A 25607-nucleotide genomic window follows, 5' to 3' on the forward strand; every position below is an offset into this window, starting at 1 on the left:
GCACTCTTGTGCTGTCCGCTTATATTTTTCCTGCGGTTAAGAAGTCTTACCTGTCCGGGAATTCTTTTGCATAGATGACTTGTGATCGAAGGGTGTATTTTTTTTGAAAATGCTGCCATTAGCACAATAGACGTCAAAAGCCTTCCCTCGGGAGATTTAAGTATGTACCTGCACAGTCCCCTGGTGTGAAATCCAATGGATGTGTAAAACCTTTCCGCTTCGATTTCCGAATCAAGAAAAATCTCTTTTACCTCGGAAAAATTGCTTTTCCAGAACGCCCATACCCCTGCCATTATAAAGGTTCCGGCACCTTTAACAGGATGAGAATCATATTGGGAACCTGAGCCGCCGCGGGTGGCAACATATTTTACTTCAAATCCCCTGTAAAAAAGTTTTTTTGTTATTTCCAGAAAAATCAGTCCCTGTAACTCTCCTTTTGCCATACAGGCAAACAGCAGACTTCCTGTACCGGAAACCAGGCATTTTAATAAAAATCGAATGTGAAAAAACTCCAAATTAAAGCGGGCAGCCTGCATAAGGCTTTCCCGGGAAAACGGGAACCTTATAAAAAAAGCACTGGTATAATCGTTTATTACCCCCTGAAAAAGTATCCGGGGATCCTCCTCAGAATCTATTAAATTGCTCTGGCCGATGCTGCCGTTTCTTAAGTTCGCAAGTTTTTTGAGCCTTTGTCTCAACACCTTGACCAAAGGACTTTCATTGGCCTGGCCATTTTTTTGAAGTTTTAAGGCGATCTGTTTTTTCAGCAGGTCCGCAGCCAGGTCTATTTCATAGTTGAGCATCAGCGAGAGGCCAGCCATATTGATTTTCGAAGCATGTTTTCCAGGGTTTGCGAAAGGTTCCCTGTGAAACAGGTTGCGCTTTTGCGCCATTTCTCCGTAATGAATCAACAGCACCTGTTCAAGGGAGGGAGTACCGCTGGAGAAAAACTGGTACTTGTTGACAAAGGGTTTCTTGTCGCCAAAAAGAAAATACAGCCTTTTTTCATCCCGGAATTCTGATCCAGGAGGTAGCACGTCGATCTCCCCCTTTCCCAGCATGGTATGCAATGTATAGGCGATTTCAGGCTCTCTTTTGCCAATGGCTTCTATGGCCTGCTTGATGTTTTCCCGCGTCAGCATTGTTAATCCAAAATCACGAGCTCTGAATCTAAAAACTTCCCTATAAATTCCTCTGGTACCCGAATTTCAAATACCAGGCCATGTTCTTCCCCGTTTCTGACGGATATCTCCCCGCCTATTCTTTCCATAATAACCCGGGTGATGGCCAGTCCAAATCCCCAATCCCCCCGCTTCGTCAAATGCTGTAGGCCAAAAATTTGTTCCATATCCGCATTTCCCAGACCCGGTCCGTCATCTGAGACCGAAATCATTACAAAATTTTCTTTCATGGATGTAGATACACAAATTGAACTGTTTGCACCGGAAACGGCAGAAGCGTTTAATAAAAGGTTCAAAAAAACCTGGCGCAGTGCTGCAACATCGCTTCTGACAGACGGCAACCCCTCCTGAAAATCGGTAATGACATCTATATTTTTTTCAATCAAAGGCGTCTTCAAAAAAATGATCATACGGTTTAAAATCATATGAATGTTTACATCCATAATAACCGGATTTTTCGGTGCGGTAAACCGGATAAAGCTGTCGATAAGATTTTTCCCCCTTATAGATTCCGAAAAAATCTGTCCTGTCATTAAATCGGTTTCACCAAAATTTGCCAACCCGGCCTGCTCTTTCATCAATGTAGCTGTGACATGAATATTGGACAGAATGTCGTTCAAATCGCTGAAAACTCCCTTTGACAGTTTCATGGATGATGCAAGGAAGGCTGTTCTTCTCAACCTGCTGTCCAGGCGGTGTTTGTTCTTTCTTTTTTCTTCCAGCATCGACACCAGACTGTCTGTGGTAAGGAGGATGGCAAGTACGATAAGAAATCCTGCCAGCAGAACAACAAACAGACTGACATTCCGCACTTTCCTTGATGCTTCAAAAATATTCCTTTTATCAACACTCACAACGGAAAGCCAGGGAACCGTATCAAGCCAGGTCGTTAACGTAATGGTTGAGTCTTTTTCTTCAACCTGTACTCCCTTAAAGCGGCCAGGGGGCGAAATCTGCGATCTCATCATCAGTTTGCCGCCCTTTCTCGGATTTGTCTGGAAATCTCCTTTGCTATTGATCAGGTAGACGTCGCCTTTCCTGTTTCCTGCCACCTGGGTGACAATATTGTCGAACAGACCTGACATAATAGTAGCTCTCAAGATCCAGACGTTCTTCCCTTCATTTCGCTTCACGGCTATTATAAAGTGGGGCTCGTTCCTGAAACCGCTAAAAACGTCACTGACATATATGCCTTGCACCATCACAGCTTTGAACCAGAATGTATCCCTATAATTTTTAGTGGTAAGATCGTAGGGTCCGGTATAAGCAAGGTGGTCGCCCTCCTGCCCTATTATGCCAAGATCCTGGAAACAGGGCAGTTGATTCTGAAGCAAGGAAAGGACCTGTTCAATGGTTCCCGGGGATATCATTTTTGCCAGGCTGTTGTTTTCCGATATGAGTTTTAAATCCATTGTCCGTTCGGTCAGGAAGGAATCGATACTATTTTTATGGGAATCAACTTCCGTCTGAAGTGCTTCCATTGTTTTGTGTTTAATTATGCTGGCCATGTAAACATACATGCCACCACCGATTACCACAAGAGGGAGGAAAGCTGAGGCAATGAGAATTACGACCACCTTTTTCCATACCTTGCGGTAGTAAGGAAAGTCTCGTGTTGCCGATATTGTAAAAGATCTGTCAGGCATGGCCTGCACCTCCCGATATATAAAAAACCCCTTCGATTACCTGTAATCAGGTGACCTTCATTTTTTACGGACTGTTCATGAACAATACATTATTATAGCACAAAACACCAGGGCAACAACCCATACCGTGTGGCTGACCACTCCCTTTTTTACGGGATCAACGCCGGAACCGGTTATATAAGTAACCAGGTTGAAAATATGATTCCATGCCATTGCAATGATGAAAAACGACAGGAAAAACATCAGCATATGGGTTTTTTCAACCCCCATACCAGCAAGGGATTCTCCTATCTTTCCCGGTGCAAGGGGTCCGTCCACATTCCCGAAAAGCCCCAGGTAATAAAGAAAAAACGATATGCCCATGACGACCATGGACAAACCAAAGTGTTGGGTTCTTTTCCGGATATAATGGTTCATCTGGTTCTTGCTCATCACACCTCTCCTTATTATTTTTCCCTCCCTGTTTTCAGGGAGGGAGTTATATATTTATTCAGGCTGCCATCAACCCGCCAGTTTCTTGTAAATGCTGGGTGCTATTTTGTAAAAGCATATGACTGCAACAACACAGCAGTAGGCCGGTACCACTATTTTCCATAATTTTTCCGGGAAAACCCGCGTCATATAAGGTGCTGCAATGGCGGAAAACATGGTTGCAAGCATAAAAGAGGGCAGCATGATATAGTCTATCTGAACACCGCTGGTTAAAAGGGCCAGCCATACGATGATGGCAAAGGTACTGACAGTTCCTTCACAGATGGCTGTTACGGCAAGCATGCTTTTAACGGGCACGCCTGACAAAAGACCTCCAATGGTGACCACGGGACCGTATCCGCCGCCGCCCACACCCTTGTTAAATCCTGCCAGAAAAGCAAAGGCAAACATTTTATTGGGTTTGTAGGGCCTGTCTTTTCTGGCACTCCACAGAGAGACACCCCCCATCATCACAAGAAGGATGGCCACATAGAGTTTGATCCAGATTTTATCAATGGGAAAAAATTTGTAAATACCGATGATGGAACACGATACGGCAATACACCCTGTCACTGCGATGATAATCCAGAGCTTTACTGTTTCAGACATGGGGCTGAATTTCCACTCCACATTTTCAAATTCCCGGTGAAGAAAGGCACCCACAAGACCTGCCATACCCTGCTGAATCATAACAGCGGGTACGATCTGCTTGGGATCAAACCCCAGCACAAGGAGGATGGGGGTTAAAGCCGTTCCAAATCCCATGCCTGCCGAGGCATCCATGAATTCGAAGAATGCTGCTAAAAGGACCACGCTCCATATGATGCGCCACTCATTTCCCTGGAGTCCATTGGCAATTGTCCAGTCAGACTGAATCCTTACCGTGGCTTCAAAGGGATTTCCCGCAAGCCAGATGCCTAGCAGGAAAACCAGGAAAAAGACGAACACACCGCCCAGGGCTGCCCGGATATGGCGCCACTCAGGCATAAACCGTTCGGCAATGGTCTGTTTTTCTTTTTCCAGGTCCTGGGCCACTTCCCAACCCTTTTTTGCTTTCTTTTTATCCATACTGTTTCTCCTTATAAGTTATATTTTGTGTTTTCTATCTTACCCCTGCAATCCTGTTTTTTAATCATTATGCAGGTAATTTTACATTTAAAGCATACTGAAGAACCACATAGCTGATATATACCCCGACAAGGTATACACCCTGCCACCGTTTAAACACACCGTCCTTGTTCATGGATATAAATACCCTGAAAGACCAGAGAATGATGAGCATGGCCGGAAAATGGAAAAAGAAAAAATTTTCCGGAATGACAAGGGGTTTTGCCGTTGCTGCCGCCCCGATGACAAACAGGCAGTTGAGAACGTCAGCACCCACAATGTTTCCAACGGTTATTTCGGGATGTCCTTTTTTAATGGCGGATATGGCCGTCATGAGTTCCGGCAGTGAGGTGCCAAAGGCGACCATTGTCGCTGCAATGACATCATCAGGCACGCCGAATCTCATGGCGATTTCTGAGGCACAGGGCACAAGGACCCGGGCGCCAAGGATAACGAGGGCAAGCCCTCCTATCAGCATCACCCAGCATTGAAATATACCAATAAGTTCATCATTATTATCATTGTTATCCCCCTCTTCAAGTTCCAACTTTCCGGATTTCGCCCACATGTAAGTTGCGTACATGTAAATTGCCAGAAGAATCAAAAAGAAGATGCCGAAAGACCGACCCAATACCGGTGGTCCTGACGAGAAAAAAAGAAGGGCCAGGGCAATTGCCACCAGAAGGGTGGCTGATCCCACCTGAACCCATCCAGTCCGGTTAAGGATGAACTTGTTTGCCGGAACTGAAGCCGCCAAAATGCAGGTAAGACCGAAAATAAGCCCTGTGTCCGCGATAATAGATCCTACGCCGTTGCCCAATGCAAGACCGGGATTCCCCATGAATGCTGCCATCACTGAAACAAAGGCTTCAGGTGCTGTCGTTCCAAGAGAAATGAGCGTTGCGCCTATGACGATTTTCGGCACCCCTGTCCGTTGCGCCAGGTTGACTACGCCGTCTACCATCCAGTCTGCTCCTTTTGACAGCAGAAGAATACAGACGACAATAACACCGAGTAACAGCGGAGTAGACAAGCCTGAGACAACTTGTGCCAGTAGAGCTTCATCCCCGATCCATTCCCAGATAGTATGTTCCATAAAATCTCCTTTAAAAATCAAAATTTATTTTAAAATCTCGACAATTTATTTCCTTGTCAACATTTTTATTGATAAAAAGATATTACAAAAAATATGCCAAAACAAAGAGAAAATAAAAGTATTGGTTAACAGTCTGATTATACAGATTAAATTTTCTTAAAAAATTGCCCGGCAGCAAAAGGGTATCAGCCGGTAAAACCTGCTGGTGGACAGGTGTAAATTAGAGGTGTCATTTTATAGTTGACAGTCTTTGTGTCAGGATGTGCGCGTTCCCCTGAATTCATTGGCTTCTATATGCGACTCTTTCATGAGTCGATGGAGGTATTGTCTTTGTATCCCGGCAATCTCAGCCGCCTTGCTGATATTGCCGCTGTTTTCTTTTAGCAGAGTCCTGATATAGTGTTCGTGAAAAAACCGGATAGTTTCTTCTTTGGCATCTTTGAAATTCATCATGGTTTCTCCCCTGTTCATCTCGGGCAGGAGGCCCTCTGTCGGGCCGGAAAGACCCAGGTCGGGAAGAGTCAGCGTATCGCCGGAGCAAAAGATGATTCCCCTTTCAATGGTATTTTCAAGTTCCCGTACGTTACCAGGGAATTTCCTGGCTGCCAGCGCCTGTACGGCGGACGGTGCGATCCCCTTAATCTGTTTTCCATTCAATGCACAATGTTTATTGAGAAAGTGGTAGCTGAGAAGCGGGATATCCTCTGCTCTGTCCTTCAGGGGAGGCATTTCTAAACGGATGACGTTCAGTCGATAAAACAGATCCTCCCGGAATGTATTATCCCTGATGGCCTGTTCGAGGTTTTTGTTTGTTGCCGCAATGAATCTGAGGTCAGCCTTTTTGGTTATAACGCTTCCCACAGCTCTGTATTCCCCCTCCTGAATCAGTCTGAGAATCCTTGTCTGGAGACCCGGCTTCAGGTCTCCGATTTCATCGAGAAAAAGCGTGCCTCCGTTTGCCTCTTCAACCAGTCCTTTCTTGTCTGTCACAGCGCCTGTAAATGCGCCCTTTACATGTCCGAACAACTCGCTTTCAATCATATTCTCCATAATTGCCGAGCAATTTATGGTAACCATTTTTTTTGACCTTCTCCCGCTGTTCTGATGGATAGCCCTGGCCACAAGCTCTTTGCCCGTTCCGCTGGGGCCGGTTATAAGGACGGTTCCAGATGTGGGAGCAACCTGGCGGATACGATCAAAAACTTTTATCATAGCATCGGTCGAGCCGATTATGGAAAGGTCGTTCTTCTTTTCAAGGGCCTTTCGCAGTGTCCTGTTTTCCCTGATGATCCCCTGCCACTTCATGGCCTTGTCAAGGGTTACAAGGAGTCTTTCCCTGCGGAAAGGCTTTGTCAAATAGTCATCAGCTCCTTTTTGTGTGGCTTCCACCGCAGTCTCTATAGTGGCATAGGCAGTGAGGATAATTACCGATACATCAGAACGGATCTCTCTGATCTTCTCCATCAGGCTGATCCCGGACATACCGGGCATCTTCAGATCTGTCATTACAACATCGAAATCCTCTTCCCTGAAAAGTTCAAGCGCCTTTTCAGGATTGTTTTCCATGACAGTCTTGTAATGGGTATCTTCTGAAATAATCCTGTCAATCAATGTCAGCATGTCCTTTTCGTCGTCAACTATCAAAATACGTTTGTTCATCCATCCTCCTTACGATATTACCATCAGTTTGACAGTAAAGATTGTACCGCCGGATGCAGCATCCCCTGAAGGATGTTTCCAGCTTTCACACTCCATAATTCCGCCGAAACCGGTTATGATACCGTAGCTTACAAAAAGTCCGAGTCCCGTTCCCCTGCCCTCGGGCTTGGTGGTAAAAAAGGGTTCAAATATATGGCCAATATCCTTGCCCTCTATTGCAATACCTTCATCCTGAAACTGTACTGTGACCATGTGAAGATGAGTGTCCATAAATGTCCGGATTGTCAATTTTCCGCCTTCGAGCATGGCATCAGCAGCGTTGTTTATCAGGTTGAGAAAAACCTGTTGCAGTTTCCGGGAATCGCCCTTTACAAGCGGAATTGTGTCTGAAAATTCCGTGGACAGAGAGATTCCCTCTTTTTCAAAACGATGCCTCACTATCTTGATAGCGGCTTCAAGGCAGAGGTTCAAATCGGTATGGTGGTGACCATTGTCTTCTCCCGTGCGTACAAAACCCAGAAGATTTTCCACGATCTCTTTGCAATGAAGTCCCTGGCGTTCCATTATTTTAAGGTCTTTATAATCTTGTGAAGATTTGTCTTTTTTCCGCAGTATAAGATCGCAGAACCCCAGGATAACTCCAAGCGGATTGTTGATTTCATGGGCAACCCCTGCTGCCAGTGTGCCCAGTGATGCCAGTTTTTCAGTATGAATAAGATGACGCTCAAGTTTTTTGTCTTCAGTAATATCCCTTGCAATGCAGAGAACTGAATTTACACCTCGCTTTTCGCTCCGCACCGGCACCATGTTAGCGTCAATGAATATCTGCACTCTTTCAAGGGAAAATCCGAATTCCTTTCTGATGCTTTTCCCGTTTTCAAAAACCCTGCGGATAAGTGGCTGAAGACTTTGGCTCATTTCTTTTGGGAATAAAGATGGCAGTCCTTTTCCGATATGATCTTCGGTCCTGCATTTAAAAAAACTTGAGGTGAAACTGTTCATGGACTGGAATTTACCGTTCGGGTCGATAGTGAATATGAAATCTTCAGCGCTTTCCACAAGGGATCGGTATTTTGCCTCGGATTCTACGAGTTCCTCGGTCTGCCGGTTGACCTCTTTTTCCATATGTCTGGACCACTTCACTTCAAAAAACAGGATGATCGACGCACCGGCTATAATTGTAAATATCACGGCCAACTGCATGAAAAACTGATGCCGGTATTGATTCCTTACGGCTTCCTCTATTTCCGAGACAGGAGCGACAACCGCTACCGACCACTTCTGAGCCGGTATTTTTGAAATCGTTACAGAGGTGTATGCGATCAGCTTTTCCATCCTGCCTGTAAGTCCCCTGTGCCATCCTGAAACATACCTTCCTGTTCCTTCATGGCCCTTCAGCATTTTATCCTTTTGTATCTTGTTTATCTCCACAAAAGAAATATCCTGATACTTTTCTCTTCTGGCCAAAAAAGCATTCTTGCCTATGTATGAGCTGTCCGGATGAAAAAGGAAGCGGCCTGCACCGTCAATGATCCATGCATACCCTGTCTGACCGGACCGGATATTCTTGAGATAGGGACCGAGCAACCATGAAATATTGACACGACAAGAGATGATTCGTGAACCGTCTACGCCGACGGGTGCCACGATTGTTAATACTATTCCGGACGGTGTGATTTGATGCTTTGAGACTTCCAGTTGATTTATTTTTTTGGCGCCAAAATCAAGGAGAAGGGGGGGAATCTCTTCAAGGGGAGAACGGGAAATTTCCTTCCGGAAGGGGTGGCCGGAATAAACAACTCCAACATTCATGTCGCGAAATTCGATTTTACTGACCCCGCATTCAATTACCCTGGCCAGGCTTGCCTTCATTGCACTGTCAGGATCTTCGTTCTTTTCCAGCTCATTGGAAAGAATGTTTATCTCCCTTTTTAAAAAAGAAAATTCCCTCTCAATAAAATTTTTTACATTGTGCGCAATAACCATCTGCTCCTCATTGAACTGCCTGCGCACGATCTTGCTCATTTTCTCGATATACCACTGGGACATAACCGCACTTGCTGCTACAAAGATAAGCGCTGTAAGCGCCACAATTATTACAATATTTTTTTCCGTTCCCGGTCGCTGATGCTTGCGGGAAACCGTAAGGTTAAATTTCCGGATTCTGCCTGAATTTGATTTTTCCAAAACCCAATGCTTTCTATATTTATTGTGAACTCGCGGCTCACGGGTTTTATACGATTATAATTTTAAATCAGTCCTTTGCCGATTTTTTTCAATTTACACTACTATAGTCAACAACATTAAACAATAACCATTGAGATAGGAGCAAAAATGAGGCCACAGCGATTCCCCCATCTTTTAAGACTTTTTGATATATCAGAATGCCTCATACCCATAGATGGCAGGCGAACACAGAAAAATTTGATCCAACCTATGGAAGCCTTCAACATGTCATACAACTTTACAGCTTGTTAAATTATATGACACATCCAGTTGTTTTTCATTTTTTAACTGTGTCAAATTTCTTACAAAAAATAATCATTCCCAATGAGCAAAGCAGGCAATCGTTTCCAATGAGCAAAGCAGGTTTCACGGTTATATATATTTAATAAAAATAATAAGTTATCCATATTTAGGTCCCCGTATTAACCTCTGGCACGTAAATTGAATTATGTTATTAAAAAACAATATAATTGTTAGGGGAAATGCTTTAACTCAATAAGGAGAAGGGGGGAAATCATGAAAAAAGTATTTAGCATATCAAGTTTAATAGTCGCCAGTTTATTGGTGTTGTGGGCTGTTGTCCCACTGGCAGTGGCAACTGCTGATCAGAAATTACAATACAGTTGCTCGGCGCAAGTTTATGAGGCGTTTGAAAATGCAAGGCTGGATGCTTTTACAAAGGAAACCGGAATATCCATTGATCTGTTTGTTGCATCATCGAATTCCTGCGTGTATCGGGTGATGCAGGATATGACCGACATCGCCAGCAGCACGAGAGCAATATACCAGCGCCACAAAGACCATGGATTGGTGGAAACACCTTTTTGTAAGGATCCGCTGGCAATCATTACCAAGAAAGCAACGCCCGTCAATAATTTAAGAGAGGGACAGCTCCGGCAAATATTTTCCGGCGGAATCACTAATTGGAAAGGAATGGGCGGGCCTGATTTGCCGATTACCCTTGTTGTTCCCGGTGATGAAACCGGCGCCCATAAAAACTTCAGGCGACTGGTCATGAAACACAAAGAAATAAACTATGATTACTTAACCTATAAATCAACCCGTGTTCTAGAGGCAATTGAGGCGCTGCCTGTGGGCGCCATATCCTTTATCTCCCGAGGTGCTCAGATCACCCATCCAGAGATAAAGGTATTGAGCATTGATGGTAAGAAGCCGGATGATCAAAGTTATCCTTACCACCAGATATTTTACATGGTTACCAAAGGTGAGCCCACAGGATCGGTTAAGGCCTTTGTCGAGTTTGCCAACTCTAAAAAAGGAAGAGCTATTATCAAAGAAAGAGGGATGCTGTGCTGTCCTGTTGAATAACGACCATCAATGTAAATGAACCGAACGAGAAATAGTCCAATTCCAAATTAAATTTCAGGGCAGCAAACAAGCTGCCCTGGGATAAATTCTGATCAAAATTTATTAACACAGTTCCACCACGCATATCTGAGGGAAAGGCAGCCTGCTCGATCAGGTCTTCACATCTATTGGTTTAGATTTGAGGTAAGCCCCCCAATAACTCATACCGACGAAGACACCCCCTCCGATTACATTACCGATGGTCACCGGTAAAAGGTTTCTCCATAAAAAATTTATCCAGGTCAGAGAATCAGCTGAGATATTACCAATGGCCGCTGTAGTAGCCCAATGTTTTAAAAATATTCCGGTTGGAATAAAATACATGTTAGCGACACAATGTTCAAACCCTATGGCGACAAAGCCCATGATGGGGAAAAAAATGGCGAAAATTTTACCAACCGTCTGTCGAGCCGCCAATGCCATCCAAACTGCCAGGCAAACCAGCCAATTGCATCCGATTCCCCGGAAAAGAGCCTCATTGAATCCAAGTTCAACCTTTTTCAAGGCAATATTAACAGCGGCCACACCTAATGCTTCGCTGCCTGTTTTCCATAGACCGGAAAAATAAAAAAGCAGGGCAATAATCAGTGACCCGATAAAATTGGCCAGATAAACAACTCCCCACCGTTTCAACATATTGCCAAAGGTAATTTCCCGGGTCAAAACACTTGAAATCATTAAATTATTGCCCGTAAACAATTCCGCACCTGCAATGACTACCAGCACCAGGCCCAGGCTGAATGCCGAACCCGCCATAAATTTAGTAAGTCCGATACCCGCTATGGCGGACATATCAAATGTGATACTCGTGGCCAGAAGCCCGCCAAAACCGATGTAAGATCCGGCCAGAACGCCTAAAACCGTTACGGTCAGCCAGGGTGAGTTTGCTTTTCCAACACCGACGGTGGAGGCCACAGTTTCAGCAATGGTCCTGGGAGCTTTATCCTCCATACTCGGAATGGGGAACTGCAAAGACTTGATAATCTTTTCAAATCTGCCCAGGACATGCTTTTCCTGATTCAATTTACCTTGAACCGCTTTTTTAACCACTTGTGATATTTCTTCAGGGGTAAATGGTTTGGAGAGATAATCCATAGCACCCCGTTTCATGGCTTCCGTGGCCCGTCCCACTGTGGGATAACCGCTGATCATGACCAGCGCGGATTCAGGTGTCCGGCGGTTAAGCTCTTCGATCACATCCAAACCATCAAAACCCGGCATTTTCCAATCACAAAGGATCACATCATACACTGAATCTGAAGCAAGCCTAAGCCCCTGCTCAGGATTAGGCGTAATGACCACATCGAAACCTTCAGCCGTAAAAATTTTCTGGCAGGCATTCAATACGATTTCTTCATCATCAATAATCAACATACTTTGTTTCATAGGCCTGTCTCCTTTCTGTCGGAAAGCTGTTTTCCTTCGGCCAGCCATTGTTTCCGTTTAGAGTCAATGATGCCTACTTGATCTTCGATCCAATCGATATCACCGGTAATGATCGCCAGTTTCTCAGCATTGGTTAGATGATATTTTTCCAAAGTATTCGAACCCTGCTCAAATACTTTTTTGGCAAATTTACGGTCTTTCGCTCCTTTTTTCAGTATATCCAATATTTCTTTGACATGGATGAGTGTCGATTCCTCCTGTAAAACACTGGATGAACTGTCTATGGCTGCAACAACTGCCCGGATCAGTTCCTCGGGGCTGAAGGGTTTCTCAATATAATTGACTGCACCCAGTTTCATCGCCTGAATGGCGGAATCCACGGTTGCATATCCGGTAATAATAAGTACCGGTAATGTTGGTTTGGCCCGTTTGATATCCCGCAGAACTGTCAGACCATCCACATCCGGCATACGGATATCGGTTAAGACGATATGAAAGGGTTCATTGGTTGCCCGACGAATCCCGATACTTGCCGTTGAAGTCGTACTGACATCATACCCATAGGATGTCAGAATTTTGCGGATACTGTCCAAAACTATCTGTTCATCGTCAATGATCAATATTCTTTTTTTATCCATGAGATATCTCCTCATATGCCAATTTAATTATTTAAATAATAACATCATCACCTGCCGGCAAAATTTACCAGATTTCAGCGCTCAGGCGCGCTTCGAGCCATTGTTTCTGTTTGGCCGTGAGGGGGCCGATTTGTTGATCAATCCATTGGATATCCCCGGTAATGATGGCCAGTTTTTCAGGTCCGGTTAAATCGAATTCATCCAGTGCATCCGATCCGTAATATAACAACTCATTTCTGAGATGACTATCGTCTGCGGCAAGCTCCAATACTTTGATAACCTCTTGCTTATGGATAATCTTCTGCTCTTCCGGTTTCTGGCTGATGGATAAATCAATGGCCTTGGATACGGATTGAATGAGCTGGTCGGGATCAAACGGCTTTTGGATATAGTCGGCTGCACCGAGTTTCATCGCCTGAACCGCAGAACTGACAGAACCGTATCCGGTTATGATAACTACCGGCAATGACGGTTTACTCCGTTTAATATCTCTTAACACAATCAAGCCGCCAATGTCCGGCATACGAATATCGGTCAAAACGATATCATATGAATTGTTGATGGCCAGGTTGATCCCCTTCTTTCCTTTTAAGGTAACATCAACCTCATAATTTTCCGCATCGAGAATTTTTCTAACACTGTCTAAAACCACCTGCTCATCGTCAATTACAAGCGCTTTTCTATTTTCCATCAGTTTTCTCCTCGTCTTTTGCTTATGTTATGACCTGTCGAACCGCTTTGAGCAGTTCATCCGGCGTGAAGGGTTTGGGTAAGAATTGGCAGGCTCCTATTTTCTGTGATTCGGCAATGGTTTCCGGTGTGTTGAGTCCACTCATCAATATAACGGGGATCGTGCAGCCTTGTTTTTTGAGTTCATTTACCAAGTATATGCCATCGCGAAATGGCATTTTGATATCTATCAGCAGCAGTGCAGTATTTTCCGGATCGATAACCATGAGGGCTTTATCAACCGAGTCTGCAGAAGCTACCTCATACCCTTCCGATTCAAGTATTCGCCTACAGCTTTCAAGAACAATGCTTTCATCATCGACAATTATTATTTTCATTTTATCGATCCTGTTTTTCCTGGTTCTGTTGGTTTAAAGGGAGCCATATAAAAAAAGTCGATCCTTTACCGAATTCACTCTGGACTCTAATGGTTCCGCCATGCTCTTTGACAATTCCATATGAAACCGATAAGCCCAGTCCTGTCCCTTTGCCAACCTCTTTGGTCGAAAAAAAGGGGTCAAAGAGTTTGTTTAAATTTTCCGGCAGGATTCCACAACCTGTATCTGTAATAACAATTTCCACTCCCCCGTGGTCCACATCGTTCGCAGATACTGCCGTTGTTGTCTGGGCTGTAATCGTATCGGCAGATTTGGTTGCATCGAGTGCATTAATCAATATATTCAGCAAAACACTTTCGATCTTGCTTCGATCGATTACCAGCATGGGAATATCTTTACCCGGCTTAAATTCAATTAAAACACCCTTTAACAGTGCCTGATTTTCCATTAATTTAATGGTTGATGCCGCCAGCCGGTTGATATCGATACGTTCCGGATCCAATCGGGTCTGGCGGGAAAAATCAAGTAATCCTTTTACAATTTTTCTAATCCGTTCCGTGGATTCGACAATGACATTTAAATCCGAACGAATATCCTCTGAAATATCTTTTTTCCGCAACAACATATGCGTATAGGTTAATACACCGGTAAGAGGATTGTTGATTTCATGCCCTACGCCTGCTGCAAGCCGGCCGATACTGGCCTGTTTTTCAGATTGAATTATTTTAGTTTGACTTTCCATCCTTCTTCGTTTCATGGATCTCACCATCTGCCCGAACGTTATCTGCAGCACTGCTATTTCTTTATCATTGGATATGGGACCCAGATCAGGTGATACATTGCCGTCTGAAACTTCCTGACTGGCTTTGATCAACCGATGGATGGGCTGCATGATCCGATGGGTAAAGAAAATACCCATGGCAATAGCAAAAATGACGCTTGCTAAAATTGCCAGGGATAAATATAGAATAAATTTATGTTGTAAAAAAAGATGATTAGACTCTGAAACTGCGATAGACAGCATGCCCACTCTTTCTCCGAATATATCGCAAATCGGATCATAAGACACAAGATACCGGTCGGTTGAATCCTGCTGACGGGTTGTCCACTGGTTGCCTCTGATCAGAACCTGCTGCCTGACGTCGTCGGGAACGTGTGCGCCAAAGGTTTGCTTCCCGTTTCGATCGACCATGTTGGTTACAATACAGATGTTATTGAAAAAAATACTGACGGTGGGTGTATCCGCTTTTGATTGAATAGTATCGAAAAGAAAGGACTTGGGAATCGAGTTGACAATACGCATGTTTTGATGAAGAAGCATTCCGCCATATAGAACACCTATCAAATTTCCTCCACTTCGAGTTTCAAATATTGGGATGGCAGCAGCAATCGCCATACAGGATCTTTGTTTATTTGCATCTGTTGTTTTTTGTTCGGGTGCGTTTTTTGGCACATTTTGTAGACGTTTAGCCAATTCAGGATTTTCAAGGATCATAAACTCCTGCGGAAAAACAATTGTCCCGGCGGTCATGAGACGATGACGGATGGTATGACGTACAAGCGGATTTTCCGGCAAAGTGATTTGATTCGAGATCTGATGAGGACTGAGCCTGCACAATGGAATTTCGTCTCCTGTTACAATTCCGACAAAATCCAATTCAGCATTTAGAGCCAATCGATTGATACGATCTGACAAATCTGAAATATCTTTATTAACGACCGAAGAACGGAATCCAGAGCCAAGTGTGGTAATGTCCAGGGCCAGTTTGATAAATTTGATACGGGCATTATAGACGGCATGAGTGGCATTCAGGGCCAATCGGTTGTGATTTTTGGCTTCATGAATCATTGTATTGTATAACAAACGACTACCAATAAATAGAGAGATTCCTCCTACCAAAAAGGATACGATCAAAAAACATAAAATAAATTTAATTCGGGTCGAATGTATCATTACCTGCCTCTGTTGGCCGTATTATCGCCCTTTCCCAAAACCTGTCAATATAGCGTGTCAATATGATATAACTGCAAGATACTTGCCAGAAACATACATGACCTTAATTTTCAGCGAATCATTGATAATCATAGATATTGATAAAATCAAAAGGGCTTTATTTCAGATAATATCACACGCAATCAACATGATTTTTACAATATGTAAAAAATACTGACGGACTCAGGCCTCAATTATTCTGATGAATCTTTCTGATGGTACTTAGATAATTTTTATATGTGGTAAGATAAAAAGACAGCGGGCGTGAAAAACTCCTGCCAAGAATACCGTCCACAAAAAGCCTGCTGATATGATGTTCATGTTTCAGCATTTTCTGGGACTGCAAAAAAATGGTTTTTTCTTCGGGAGTCAGTCGTAAAACCATATCAACCATTGCCGTTCTTGCCCTCGGCAGATACATCCAGAAATAAAACAGATCAAGAGAATTGATAATGACCATTACAGCCAGATCCTTTACTTCAGAATTTCTGCTGTTAAATAAGGCTTCGGATTTTTCAAGAATCTTGAGTTCTTCGGTTTCCGGGAAAAGAAATTCCAGCCTTGAATAGGTATCAAACAGGTCTGAGAATTTCTTTTTGATGTCCCTTTTCCTCAATCTCATATTATGAAACCGGTCCGCAGTTCCTTCTATCAGCCCTGCCACAGTATCTGAAGCTGCTTTTGAAATGATAGCGGCCCATTTTTGCAGAACGACATCGACACCAGGAGTATCAGCCATCCTTAACATCCCGCCAATCATGCTGTTGAAGAGGATTGCAACAGGAATGGAGAAAATACTCCTAAAAAAATTTCCGGTTATAGCCCCCTTTGGAAGTCCACGAAAAGCATTGTGCAAAGACAGATAAATCCCGTTGACAAGCGCCATGACAGAATAAAGTACTATCGGACTGGACGTTATATTTATTCCCAAAGTCCTGTCAAGGAGAACGGTTTTAATAACATAATCCAGAAGCGGTACGGAAAACCCCGTAAATAACAGAGAATCAGTCAATCTCTCCCAGCTGATATAATCATCCCATTTGAGTAGAGAGGTCCGCCGGATTCCACCGCCCCCGAGAACAGACTGTAAAATATTTCTGATGCCGGTTATGCCAAACCAGATAAACGCACCAAAATAGGCCAGAAACCACCAGTCTTTGGTGAGAGCGAAGCATAGAAACGCAGGAATAAATCCAATAAAGACTTTGATGCCGTTTTTAAATTTTGTATTAAACGTTTTCCATGATTTTTCCGTAGTAATTTTTTCAGTATCCGGCAAATCAAGTCCGACACCGTTTCTACTCTCCTTTAGTATTCCGCCAAGGGTAACAATATTACCTTTCTTTTTCATGTCCAGGGAAAAGGATTCAAAGACCCATTCCTTTTTTTTTAACGGCATAATTTGATCAAACCCGGGCAAGTATTTTAAAATATTCATCATCCATTTTAAAACCGGTTTCACGCTGTTTGACGGAACCGATGTCATCCTCTGGTTCACCTTGATGCTTGCCGGAAGGATCAACCTGCCCCCGGTTGTTTTCCTGATTTCTTTTCTGGCCCTGAAAGCCAGAGTTTTGACAATCCCAAATCCCATTCCATATGCCTGGTGAGACCTTCCGCTTGAATCACTCCCTATTCTAGATTTGAGTGGCCGTACCGCATACATATTTTTCAGGGCATCAATATCATAGAGAATCTCCACAAGTTTTTCCATTCGATCATTCTTATCCGCATATCCACTCTGATCTACACTCCAGATAATTTGACGGACCACCCGTTTTAATTTTAATAAGCTTCCGGTATTAATGGCTTCCTGGAGCTCATTAACTGAAAAGATATGATCTGTTTTCCCGGCGATAAAATCTTTTAAATTTACTATTTCAAGCCGGTTTATGAGGCCATTGCCCTCATAAAGGATCTCAAGGATGTCTTCCGGTTTCAGATTCCCCAAATTGAGGGTGATTCTGAAACCATGATGAAGCCGTTCAATGTTTCTAAGAAGCTCTTTGAAATTCAATTTAAGCCTGTCAGGGACATCAGGATCGTTGCAGATTTCAAAGAAATGGGGGATATCAGGATAATATGACGGGCATACATAAATAGAAATAATATCTCTGGCACTGAAACAATCCATTCTTTCTACCAGATCTTTTATTTTTTGTTGTTCTTTAGCATCGGACAGGCTAAATATCCGATTCAACTCTTTGATGCGTAATTTCATTGCCTTGACAGCTTCAGAGTGAATATACTCCCCGAGATGAATAATGGAAGGCTGTCCGGGAGATGCAAACCGTAAAAACTGATTGGGACAAAGCCTTTTCATATCAATATCAAAATCCCGACACATTTTATCCAACTGCCGCTCATTGAAATCATCCAGAAGACGTAAAACACAATTCTTCTGAAAGGTTAAAACAGCTTTCCCCTGTTCCATAAATTTCACGACCTGGGGTTCAGAAAGAAAACACAGGAATGTCTCAACGTCGGGGAGCCCCCTGGACACCCAGATAAATGATATGGTGCGATCCCGGTATCCTGCCCAGAATTCAATTCCTATTCGAAGATCAATTTCCATGATCCTGGCTGCTTCTATAAGTTCCGCAGCAAATCTAGGTTCAATATAATGATAATAAATCACTCTTAACCGGCGAATTCCCTTTATCCAGGCATCCATAATAAGATGTGTGGGAGATTTCCTGCCCGAAGTGTTGGCATCATGAACGTGATCGTCAAAAGTGATCTGGTTCCATTCTTCAGGCATTTCCAGAAGATGGTAATACTTCAACAATTTCCTTATCACCCTGGGTTTGCCAAAGGCCGCCATACGGAAATCATGGGCCAGATGGAGCTGAAGAGAGTCATCGCCTTTTGCCCTGACAAGCTCTTTCATTATTTGAAGAAGAACCCTGGCAGTGTTTTTCGGCATGGGACCATCAGCCGTACTGAAAATATCATCTTTCAGTCCTTTAAGGGCCTGCAGGCGGTTTTCTATTTCCCCTCTTTCCATTGATTCAAGAAGGTTTACAATAGAATATGCCATTCTAAGTCCTTTAGATTCTGCCAGTTCCTTTATGCCCAGGGGATGGAAAAAGGGATAATATAATTTCCGGGTATATCCCAAGACGTTATCTGCATCATAAACCGAGTTGACAATCCTGATTAGTTCATGGTCTCGGTTGTCAAAAAATAAATGTTTTATCTTAACCTCACAAAACAACTTTTAATCATTTATAGTCAATATGCATATCTTTGAAATCAATGATCAGGTCATATTCCCCGGAATCCGGATGCCGTTTCACGGAAAACCCCAATTTTTTGCCCAGCATCAGCATTTGAGTATTCTCAGCCAGGACAACCCCCACAACCTGCTTTACCCCCTTGCTCTGAGAGGCCTTAAGACATAATTTGAGAAGCGATGAACCGATTCCCTTGCCCTGCCATTCATCACTGATTGCCAGTGCAAATTCCCCCAGGGTTTTATCCGCTTCAAGTATAATACGACATACCCCGACTATTTTTTTATCCTGCCCTTTTCCCATCAAAGCAACAAGCGCAATTTCCCTGTCATAATCAATCTGCGTCAATTTGATCAATGTGGTTTTAGACAATTCTTTTACAGGCGAAAAAAATCGCATATAAACACTTCTTGGTGAAAGTGAATAAAAATGATCTATCAGCAAATCAGCATCACTGGGCCGAATAGGTCGGATAAAAAATTCATGCCCATTTACCGTATACTCTTTTTTTTCATACTGCCAGGGATAGGTACTGATAACTAAGTGCATGGGAGAAGGAACACGGGGCACAGAAAGAAGAACGCTGCCATCCACAGCCATTATACTGCCATTTTTAACCATTATGAGATTTATATCCAATGCCGTGATTTCCGGGAAATCCGTCACCAGCCTGCTTGTCCTTATCAATAGTTCTCCCAGCAAAGGAATACTGACCAACTCAAAATTTCTGGATCCCTTTAACATCCTTGATATTTGAGTATCTTCAATCATCTGTCTTGCCAGAAGGCGATTCAGTGGCGGCAGTCCCATTGAAGTGTTCCTGAATGCTTCGGTCAGGACACCTCCCATCCCCAAAAAAATAATCGGCCCGAAATTGGGGTCTGTTTTTACACCAATCATCAGTTCATACTCGACTACATCAGGGACATTGACTGGAATTCCATAGGACCAAAGCAAATTTTTGATCTGAATTTCCGTAAGGCTCTGGGCGCCGTCGGCAATGGCCTTTTTTATAATATTTTCAGCTTTGGAACGATTGATGATAAGCTTTGTGTCTGTTCGGACAGGAATTTCCAATAAAGTTTCAATATTACGGCCATATTGATAAAGATTTTTAAAGCCCCTGGCCGTCCGCTCCGGAAGATCATAGGTAACGATACTGGCCGGATCAACCACATTGGTTATAATCTTAAGCTCCGGGCCGGAAGGACGATTCAGTTTTGCCAGAAATTCGGAACAATCCAACAATTCTTCAAGTTCAGTAACCCGTAAAATTCCAGCCCGCCGAAACGCTGCATCAAAAACAGCATCTTCACCCCCCGGAGCACCAGCATAAAATGCAGCGACACTGGCTTTGGATCTGCCTGGTTTCAATACAATAATGGGTTTCACACGAGAAACCGATCGTGCAGCACTCATGAAATTTCGAATATTGGTAATCTTCTCGATATACAGGGCAATGGTTTTCACAGAATTCAAGGAACCCCAATAATCGATCATATCTGCCACATCAACATCTATCATCGAACCCAGGTTGACAAAATGGCTGAACCCAATTTTTTCACAATCAGCAAAGTCTAAAACAGAGGTACAGATATCGGCACTCTGGGAAAGAAAGGCTGTTTTCCCCGGCAAAGGGAATAAATGGGCAACACTTGCGTTAAACGCCTTTGAGGTATTGACAATCCCCAAACAATTGGGGCCAATAATACGCAGATTGTATTTTCGGGCCTTTTCCAAAATTTTGGCTTCAATCGCTCGCCCTTTTTCTCCGGTCTCCCTGCCGCTGGAAGATATGATAACCACGCCTGACAAACCTGCCCTGCCGCAGGATTCAACAATTTGAGGAACAAACTGTATGGATATTGCAATGACTGCCGTGTCTACATCAGATCCGATATCCTCAATACTGGCAACCGAAGACAGGCCCATGATACTTTTATACTTTGGATTAACAGGAAAAATATCTCCCCTGAAGCCATTTTTTAAAAGGTTTCTCATAATTGAGAAACCAATAGATCCCCTTTTTTCACTGGCCCCAACCACTGCCACGGATTTCGGATTGAACAGTCTGTGCAAATTGAATCCACTCATACTTTAGCTCCCTCTTTTCACCGAAAATCATCTTTTTCCTGCATTCAATTGAGGAAGGGATCAAGGGATAATCCAGACAGTCATTTTCCTGGCACCATGAATGACCTTCCAGGGCACTCGCCCGATGTCAAAATGGGCCACATCCGATCTTCCTTTCCTGCCAAAAACAATGGTATCGCAGTTCTCTTCCCCGGCTGCTTCAATAATAGCACTTGCCCGACTTTTTGCCCCTTGTATGATTTTATTCTCAATCTTTTCTCTTTTTATCCCCACAGACTCAAACTGTTTTCTAGTTTCTTCAATGACGGCTTCAATTTCTTCAAATGCTGTCCCGATACCGCCAACTGCCACTTCCTTCTTCCTTTCATCATACCCTTCATAATCCCTGAGAACACTGCACAAAACAATCCTGCAATCTGAATTTTCAATCGTTTTGCCGACAAACTCAATCGCCCTTTTTGCCCCTTTAGACCCGTCAACGGCAAGACAAAGAGAATGATTAACCTTTTGTATTCCTGCCAGCATAACCGGGAGACAGACTGTTTTTTCAACCAGTTTTGTTGAAACGCTTCCCATGGCAAGAGGTAACAGTGATTGCATACCACCTCTTCTCCGTATTAAAAGGGCATCATATCCTTTTTGGGCTTCATCCATGATATCTCTTGCAATTCCCTTATTCCTTTGGGCTATGGTAATGCGGATAGCTTCCGGCTTAAATCCCGAGGCAATGAGCATCATCTTTGATTTTTCCATGAATTTTTCTATTTCGGCTTTATATCCAAGTTCCCAAGCTTTCACCCGGGAAGTCGCTTTATAGCTGAAAGGCTCTTTTTTAAGATCATAATAACACTCCGGAACTTTGGTAATGATATTATGCAAAACAAGTTCCTTTTTATGAAACGGTTTAAAACTGCAAAGATATTTAATAGTTTTAAATGCTTTTTCCGATCCGTCGAGGGCCACAAGAATTTTATTTTTATTTTCAGACATTTTTATGTCTCCTTTTTATGTCTCCTTTTAAATATAGTCTTATCCCTGACACTGACGACCGAAACCGGGGAATGTCGGAACACCTTTTCGGCAGTACCGCCAAAAAGAACCCTTGAAACGTTTCCCCTGCCCTGATTTGCCATAACAACCAGATTGATATCCTCTGTTTCGATTTCTTTCAGGATACATTCAAAAGGAATACCTGTATCAACTTTTATACTCATCATGGATTTTTCATCAAAAAAATTTTCTTTGATCAGGGCTTTCATCTTTCCACTCCTTTCTTTTTTCACCTCCTTGACATAGTCTTCCACATTGATTCCATCCGAAAAATAACTTGAAAAATAACTACCGACCATGTCAATTCCATTGATATCCCGCTGATTGATAACATTGAAAATAATAATTTGTGCCTGAGATCCCTTTGCAAGGTCCACAGCATACTCAAGTGTCATCAACGAATATTGTGAAAGATCAACACAGGCTAAAATTTTTTTTATTTTACTCATTACAATTCTCCTTTATTTTTTACAAACCATCCTAATCCCCCTTGACAGATCAGCCACATAAAGCAGTTCCCCTGCCCCATGGAATTTTTCGACCAGGCTGTCAAAGGTGCCATGTCCAATGTCAAATGTATGGAAAAATACTTTTCTGAACCCTTCTTCTATGTCATCGTAAGACGTCATGATGCTGCACAGCCGACCACCGCTGTTTCTAATCATATCACTTAAATTTTTTATAATACCGGGCTTGTCCGGCAGGCTAAATGCAAAAATCTGTCCTTTGTTTGAAACACCTGTAAAAGATACAAAACACCTGAAAATATCGCTTTTGGTGATGATACCTTCGATTTTGCCTGCAGTATCAATCACCGGCATTCCGGATATGCTTTTACTCAGCATGATTCCGGCAGCCTCGTCAATCGTATGATCCGACCGGATAGTGTCAACCTGCTTTGACATGACGGATTCGATTTTAACCGTATCCATGAGAGACGTAATTTCAAACTTATCCAAGGTTGTAGCATCTGAAGGAGATGCCTTTTTAATATCACCGTCAGTTACGATACCAACAAGTTTCCCATCCTTTAAAACAGGAAGCATGGAAATCACTCTTGTTTGAAATAATTTTAACGCATCATTCAAGGATTTATCGTTTTCCAAAGTAATTACGGTTCTGCTCATCCATTCCTTTATCAACATATTTCATATCCTTTGTTTTGGTGGACATAAATAACAAAAACTTTTCCTCCTATCTCCAAGTATCAGCAATTGCCGTGCCATTCTGTAAAAATGATTAAAGTCTCTTGTCTATAAGCATTTGGAACTCTATGCTTATGAGAAAAACAATCTGTTTTTCAAAAATTTCATGCAATATTCTTGCAACATGTAAAAAAAACTGACACTGATTATGGCGTCAAATAGCCAGATACAAATGTGGGTGTCATGCTGTTTGAAATTGATTAAAGCGGTATAACGCTCAAGGAATTAAAGGCTTTCGCCGGGCCTACTTGTCAAACCAGGAAGTGGTTCGCTTACAGATACTGACCAGCATCAGCATTACAGGAACTTCTATCAAAACCCCCACAACTGTGGCCAGTGCTGCTCCTGATGAAAGTCCAAAAATCATCACTGATGTTGCAATAGCAACCTCAAAGTGATTGGATGCCCCGATCATGGCAACCGGAGCCGCATCTTCATAATTTAGTTTCATTAATTTTGCAGCACCATACCCAAGGATAAAAATAAAAATCGTCTGTATAAAAAGTGGAATGGCGATCCAGAGAATTGTCAACGGGTTGGCTGTAATGACTTCCCCTTTGAAGCTGAACAGAAGAATCAGGGTTACGAGCAGGGCACTGATAGTCACCGGTGTCAAGACATGTAAAAATTTTTCTTTGAACCAGTCTTCCCCCTTTGCATTAATAATCCACAATCTGGATAAGTAACCGGCAATAAGGGGAAGTGCAACATAGATGGCAACCGAGAGAAGCAATGCCTGCCATGGGATAGGAAGTTTTCCAATACCCAGTAGGAACCCGCCCAGCACTCCATATAAAACAAGCATGGTCAGAGAGTTAATGGCCACCATGACCAGGGTCAGTCCATCATTTCCCTTGGAAAGATATCCCCAGACCAGAACCATGGCTGTGCAGGGAGCAATTCCAAGAAGGATACAACCGGCAAAATAACTGCGCCACAAGGGGATCTGCAACATTTTTACCCCTTCATGCAGGACAACTATACCCGCCCCATGCTGGCCACCCACAGGCAGGTCCAGGCCAAAAGGCATTTTAACCAGATCAATGGCATCCACCCCGATAAAGGCTTTGAATAAAACCCCCAGAAAAAACAATGAAATAGCACACATGGTAAAGGGTTTGATGCACCAGTTGATAAAAAGGGTTAAAAAAACAGGTTTGCCGCTTTTCCCGGCCTTTACCACACTGGCAAAATCAATTTTTACCATGATGGGATACATCATAAAAAAAAGACAAATGGCAATGGGGATTGAAACCACGGGAGCTTCATTAACAGTTATAGACATTTTGTCCAGAGTTTTAGCAAGGTTCGGAGCTATTTTCCCCAGCAAGATACCACCGACAATACACAGACCTATCCAGATGGTCAGATAGCGTTCAAAAATACTGGTCATTTTTCGTTCATTGGCAACACTGGTATCATAATTCATTTTTGTCTCCCTGTCATTTTCCCGGGCAGCATTCCTCACCTCTTTGTTTCCTGCAAAGATCCACCGGTGACACAAGTGTGATTTCTTTCAGGGCTATAGAGTCTTTTTCAATATCTATAGATGCATTGAATCCTGCCTTCAGCCACTGAAACATCCCTGTTAAATTTTCATTGGATCTGTTCAGACGATAATAAACCCAACGGCCATCTTTCTTGCTTTTTACCAGTCCTGCGGCAACTAAGACACCCATATGCCTTGAGGCTGTAGCTCCTGTAACCTGTAGCAACTCTATAATCTGACAGGCACAAAGCTCATCATACTCAAAAAGTGCTCCAAAGACCCTGAGCCTGTTTCGGTCGGACAATGCTTTAAATGTTGAGATCATGAGGTCCATATTGACCTTTCATGTATAATTAGCTAAATAACTAAGTATTATTATAAATTTTAGAGTTTCTTGTCAATAATCCTTTTCATATATCTTTTAAAATTTGAAAAAATTATATTGACACCCCGTTAATATATCGTTATATTCCATTTTAACGATATATAGATCAATCAAAGGATTAAAATGAAACAATTTATAAAAGTCATGAAAGCATTGTCAGATCCCAATCGGATCAAAATGATGAAAATACTTCAATCCCGTCCCTTGTGTGTGTGTGAAATCAAAGAAACCCTTGGCATTGCACAGTCCACCGCCAGCAAACACTTAAAACTCCTGGAAGATGCAGGGCTTGCAAGGAGTTTTAAAGATG

The 25607-nt window shown here is 42.9% G+C and carries 21 protein-coding genes; 2 read left to right on the top strand and 19 right to left on the bottom strand.

Annotated elements, in window-relative coordinates; genetic code table 11:
- The 7 genes from HGJ91_RS01375 to HGJ91_RS01405 form a co-directional block, all read right to left on the bottom strand.
- Window positions 1–1142: hypothetical protein (locus HGJ91_RS01375; protein WP_291345891.1), on the bottom strand; the 1142-nt coding region annotated here is incomplete at its 3' end.
- A 2-nt stretch (window positions 1143–1144) separates the two neighbouring features.
- Window positions 1145–2827 carry a PAS domain-containing sensor histidine kinase gene (locus HGJ91_RS01380; RefSeq protein WP_291345892.1) on the bottom strand — a complete coding sequence of 561 codons (1683 nt, stop codon included), beginning with the start codon at window positions 2825–2827 and terminating at the stop codon, window positions 1145–1147.
- Window positions 2828–2902: 75 nt separating this feature from the next.
- Window positions 2903–3259 carry a hypothetical protein gene (locus HGJ91_RS01385; protein WP_291345893.1) on the bottom strand — a complete coding sequence of 119 codons (357 nt, stop codon included), beginning with the start codon at window positions 3257–3259 and terminating at the stop codon, window positions 2903–2905.
- A 69-nt stretch (window positions 3260–3328) separates the two neighbouring features.
- Window positions 3329–4366 (bottom strand): sulfite exporter TauE/SafE family protein, encoded by a 1038-nt coding sequence (locus HGJ91_RS01390; protein WP_291345894.1) that lies wholly within the window; start codon window positions 4364–4366, stop codon window positions 3329–3331.
- A 67-nt stretch (window positions 4367–4433) separates the two neighbouring features.
- The gene (locus HGJ91_RS01395) at window positions 4434–5501 is read right to left on the bottom strand and encodes a calcium/sodium antiporter (protein ID WP_291345895.1); all 1068 of its coding nucleotides are present in this window, start codon (window positions 5499–5501) and stop codon (window positions 4434–4436) included.
- Window positions 5502–5756: 255 nt separating this feature from the next.
- Window positions 5757–7160 carry a sigma-54 dependent transcriptional regulator gene (locus HGJ91_RS01400; RefSeq protein WP_291345896.1) on the bottom strand — a complete coding sequence of 468 codons (1404 nt, stop codon included), beginning with the start codon at window positions 7158–7160 and terminating at the stop codon, window positions 5757–5759.
- 9 nt (window positions 7161–7169) lie between these two features.
- Window positions 7170–9347 carry a sensor histidine kinase gene (locus HGJ91_RS01405; protein ID WP_291345897.1) on the bottom strand — a complete coding sequence of 726 codons (2178 nt, stop codon included), beginning with the start codon at window positions 9345–9347 and terminating at the stop codon, window positions 7170–7172.
- A gap of 555 nt (window positions 9348–9902) precedes the next feature.
- Here HGJ91_RS01405 and HGJ91_RS01410 point away from each other — a divergent pair.
- Window positions 9903–10715, top strand: a complete 813-nt coding sequence (locus HGJ91_RS01410; protein WP_291345898.1) for a substrate-binding domain-containing protein — start codon at window positions 9903–9905, stop codon at window positions 10713–10715.
- Window positions 10716–10865: 150 nt separating this feature from the next.
- Here the strand turns inward: HGJ91_RS01410 and HGJ91_RS01415 are convergent, their stop codons facing one another.
- The 12 genes from HGJ91_RS01415 to HGJ91_RS01470 all read right to left on the bottom strand — a co-directional run bounded on the left by HGJ91_RS01415 (window position 10866) and on the right by HGJ91_RS01470 (window position 25237).
- Entirely contained in the window at window positions 10866–12140 is a 1275-nt protein-coding gene (locus HGJ91_RS01415) for a formate/nitrite family transporter (RefSeq protein ID WP_291345899.1), read from the bottom strand.
- On the bottom strand, window positions 12137–12778 hold the full coding sequence (locus HGJ91_RS01420) for a response regulator (protein WP_291345900.1): 642 nt from the start codon (window positions 12776–12778) through the stop codon (window positions 12137–12139). Before HGJ91_RS01420 ends, HGJ91_RS01415 begins: the two co-directional genes overlap by 4 nt.
- A gap of 64 nt (window positions 12779–12842) precedes the next feature.
- Window positions 12843–13469, bottom strand: a complete 627-nt coding sequence (locus HGJ91_RS01425; protein ID WP_291345901.1) for a response regulator — start codon at window positions 13467–13469, stop codon at window positions 12843–12845.
- 22 nt (window positions 13470–13491) lie between these two features.
- Window positions 13492–13845 carry a response regulator gene (locus HGJ91_RS01430; protein ID WP_291345902.1) on the bottom strand — a complete coding sequence of 118 codons (354 nt, stop codon included), beginning with the start codon at window positions 13843–13845 and terminating at the stop codon, window positions 13492–13494.
- A gap of 1 nt (window position 13846) precedes the next feature.
- A complete protein-coding gene (locus HGJ91_RS01435; protein ID WP_291345903.1) occupies window positions 13847–15709 on the bottom strand; it encodes an ATP-binding protein in 1863 nt (620 codons plus the stop codon).
- A 319-nt stretch (window positions 15710–16028) separates the two neighbouring features.
- Complete coding sequence (locus HGJ91_RS01440) at window positions 16029–18878, bottom strand: hypothetical protein (protein ID WP_291345904.1); 2850 nt, start codon at window positions 18876–18878, stop codon at window positions 16029–16031.
- 184 nt (window positions 18879–19062) lie between these two features.
- Complete coding sequence (locus tag HGJ91_RS01445; protein WP_291345905.1) at window positions 19063–21168, bottom strand: GNAT family N-acetyltransferase; 2106 nt, start codon at window positions 21166–21168, stop codon at window positions 19063–19065.
- Between the two features lie 60 nt (window positions 21169–21228).
- On the bottom strand, window positions 21229–22158 hold the full coding sequence (locus HGJ91_RS01450) for a universal stress protein (protein WP_291345906.1): 930 nt from the start codon (window positions 22156–22158) through the stop codon (window positions 21229–21231).
- Window positions 22159–22160: 2 nt separating this feature from the next.
- Window positions 22161–22667, bottom strand: coding sequence for a universal stress protein (locus tag HGJ91_RS01455; protein ID WP_291345907.1), 507 nt, complete (start codon window positions 22665–22667; stop codon window positions 22161–22163).
- Between the two features lie 12 nt (window positions 22668–22679).
- On the bottom strand, window positions 22680–23345 hold the full coding sequence (locus HGJ91_RS01460) for a CBS and ACT domain-containing protein (protein ID WP_291345908.1): 666 nt from the start codon (window positions 23343–23345) through the stop codon (window positions 22680–22682).
- A gap of 322 nt (window positions 23346–23667) precedes the next feature.
- Window positions 23668–24852, bottom strand: coding sequence for an ACR3 family arsenite efflux transporter (gene arsB / locus HGJ91_RS01465; RefSeq protein ID WP_291345909.1), 1185 nt, complete (start codon window positions 24850–24852; stop codon window positions 23668–23670).
- Between the two features lie 13 nt (window positions 24853–24865).
- Window positions 24866–25237 carry a helix-turn-helix transcriptional regulator gene (locus tag HGJ91_RS01470; protein ID WP_291345910.1) on the bottom strand — a complete coding sequence of 124 codons (372 nt, stop codon included), beginning with the start codon at window positions 25235–25237 and terminating at the stop codon, window positions 24866–24868.
- 183 nt (window positions 25238–25420) lie between these two features.
- Here HGJ91_RS01470 and HGJ91_RS01475 point away from each other — a divergent pair.
- On the top strand, window positions 25421–25607 hold a 187-nt coding region (locus HGJ91_RS01475), incomplete at its 3' end, for a metalloregulator ArsR/SmtB family transcription factor (protein ID WP_291345911.1).

It is taken from the genome of Desulfobacula sp. (assembly GCF_014237455.1).
Lineage (GTDB): Bacteria > Desulfobacterota > Desulfobacteria > Desulfobacterales > Desulfobacteraceae > Desulfobacula.

Coding starts and splice junctions, on each gene's coding strand:
- HGJ91_RS01380 (WP_291345892.1), bottom strand. CDS start 2,827: ATGCCTGACAGATCTTTTACAATATCGGCAACACGAGACTTTCCTTAC.
- HGJ91_RS01385 (WP_291345893.1), bottom strand. CDS start 3,259: ATGAGCAAGAACCAGATGAACCATTATATCCGGAAAAGAACCCAACAC.
- HGJ91_RS01390 (WP_291345894.1), bottom strand. CDS start 4,366: ATGGATAAAAAGAAAGCAAAAAAGGGTTGGGAAGTGGCCCAGGACCTG.
- HGJ91_RS01395 (WP_291345895.1), bottom strand. CDS start 5,501: ATGGAACATACTATCTGGGAATGGATCGGGGATGAAGCTCTACTGGCA.
- HGJ91_RS01400 (WP_291345896.1), bottom strand. CDS start 7,160: ATGAACAAACGTATTTTGATAGTTGACGACGAAAAGGACATGCTGACA.
- HGJ91_RS01410 (WP_291345898.1), top strand. CDS start 9,903: ATGAAAAAAGTATTTAGCATATCAAGTTTAATAGTCGCCAGTTTATTG.
- HGJ91_RS01415 (WP_291345899.1), bottom strand. CDS start 12,140: ATGAAACAAAGTATGTTGATTATTGATGATGAAGAAATCGTATTGAAT.
- HGJ91_RS01420 (WP_291345900.1), bottom strand. CDS start 12,778: ATGGATAAAAAAAGAATATTGATCATTGACGATGAACAGATAGTTTTG.
- HGJ91_RS01425 (WP_291345901.1), bottom strand. CDS start 13,469: ATGGAAAATAGAAAAGCGCTTGTAATTGACGATGAGCAGGTGGTTTTA.
- HGJ91_RS01430 (WP_291345902.1), bottom strand. CDS start 13,845: ATGAAAATAATAATTGTCGATGATGAAAGCATTGTTCTTGAAAGCTGT.
- HGJ91_RS01440 (WP_291345904.1), bottom strand. CDS start 18,878: ATGGCATATTCTATTGTAAACCTTCTTGAATCAATGGAAAGAGGGGAA.
- HGJ91_RS01445 (WP_291345905.1), bottom strand. CDS start 21,168: ATGAGTGGATTCAATTTGCACAGACTGTTCAATCCGAAATCCGTGGCA.
- HGJ91_RS01450 (WP_291345906.1), bottom strand. CDS start 22,158: ATGTCTGAAAATAAAAATAAAATTCTTGTGGCCCTCGACGGATCGGAA.
- HGJ91_RS01455 (WP_291345907.1), bottom strand. CDS start 22,667: ATGAGTAAAATAAAAAAAATTTTAGCCTGTGTTGATCTTTCACAATAT.
- HGJ91_RS01460 (WP_291345908.1), bottom strand. CDS start 23,345: ATGAGCAGAACCGTAATTACTTTGGAAAACGATAAATCCTTGAATGAT.
- arsB (WP_291345909.1), bottom strand. CDS start 24,852: ATGAATTATGATACCAGTGTTGCCAATGAACGAAAAATGACCAGTATT.
- HGJ91_RS01470 (WP_291345910.1), bottom strand. CDS start 25,237: ATGATCTCAACATTTAAAGCATTGTCCGACCGAAACAGGCTCAGGGTC.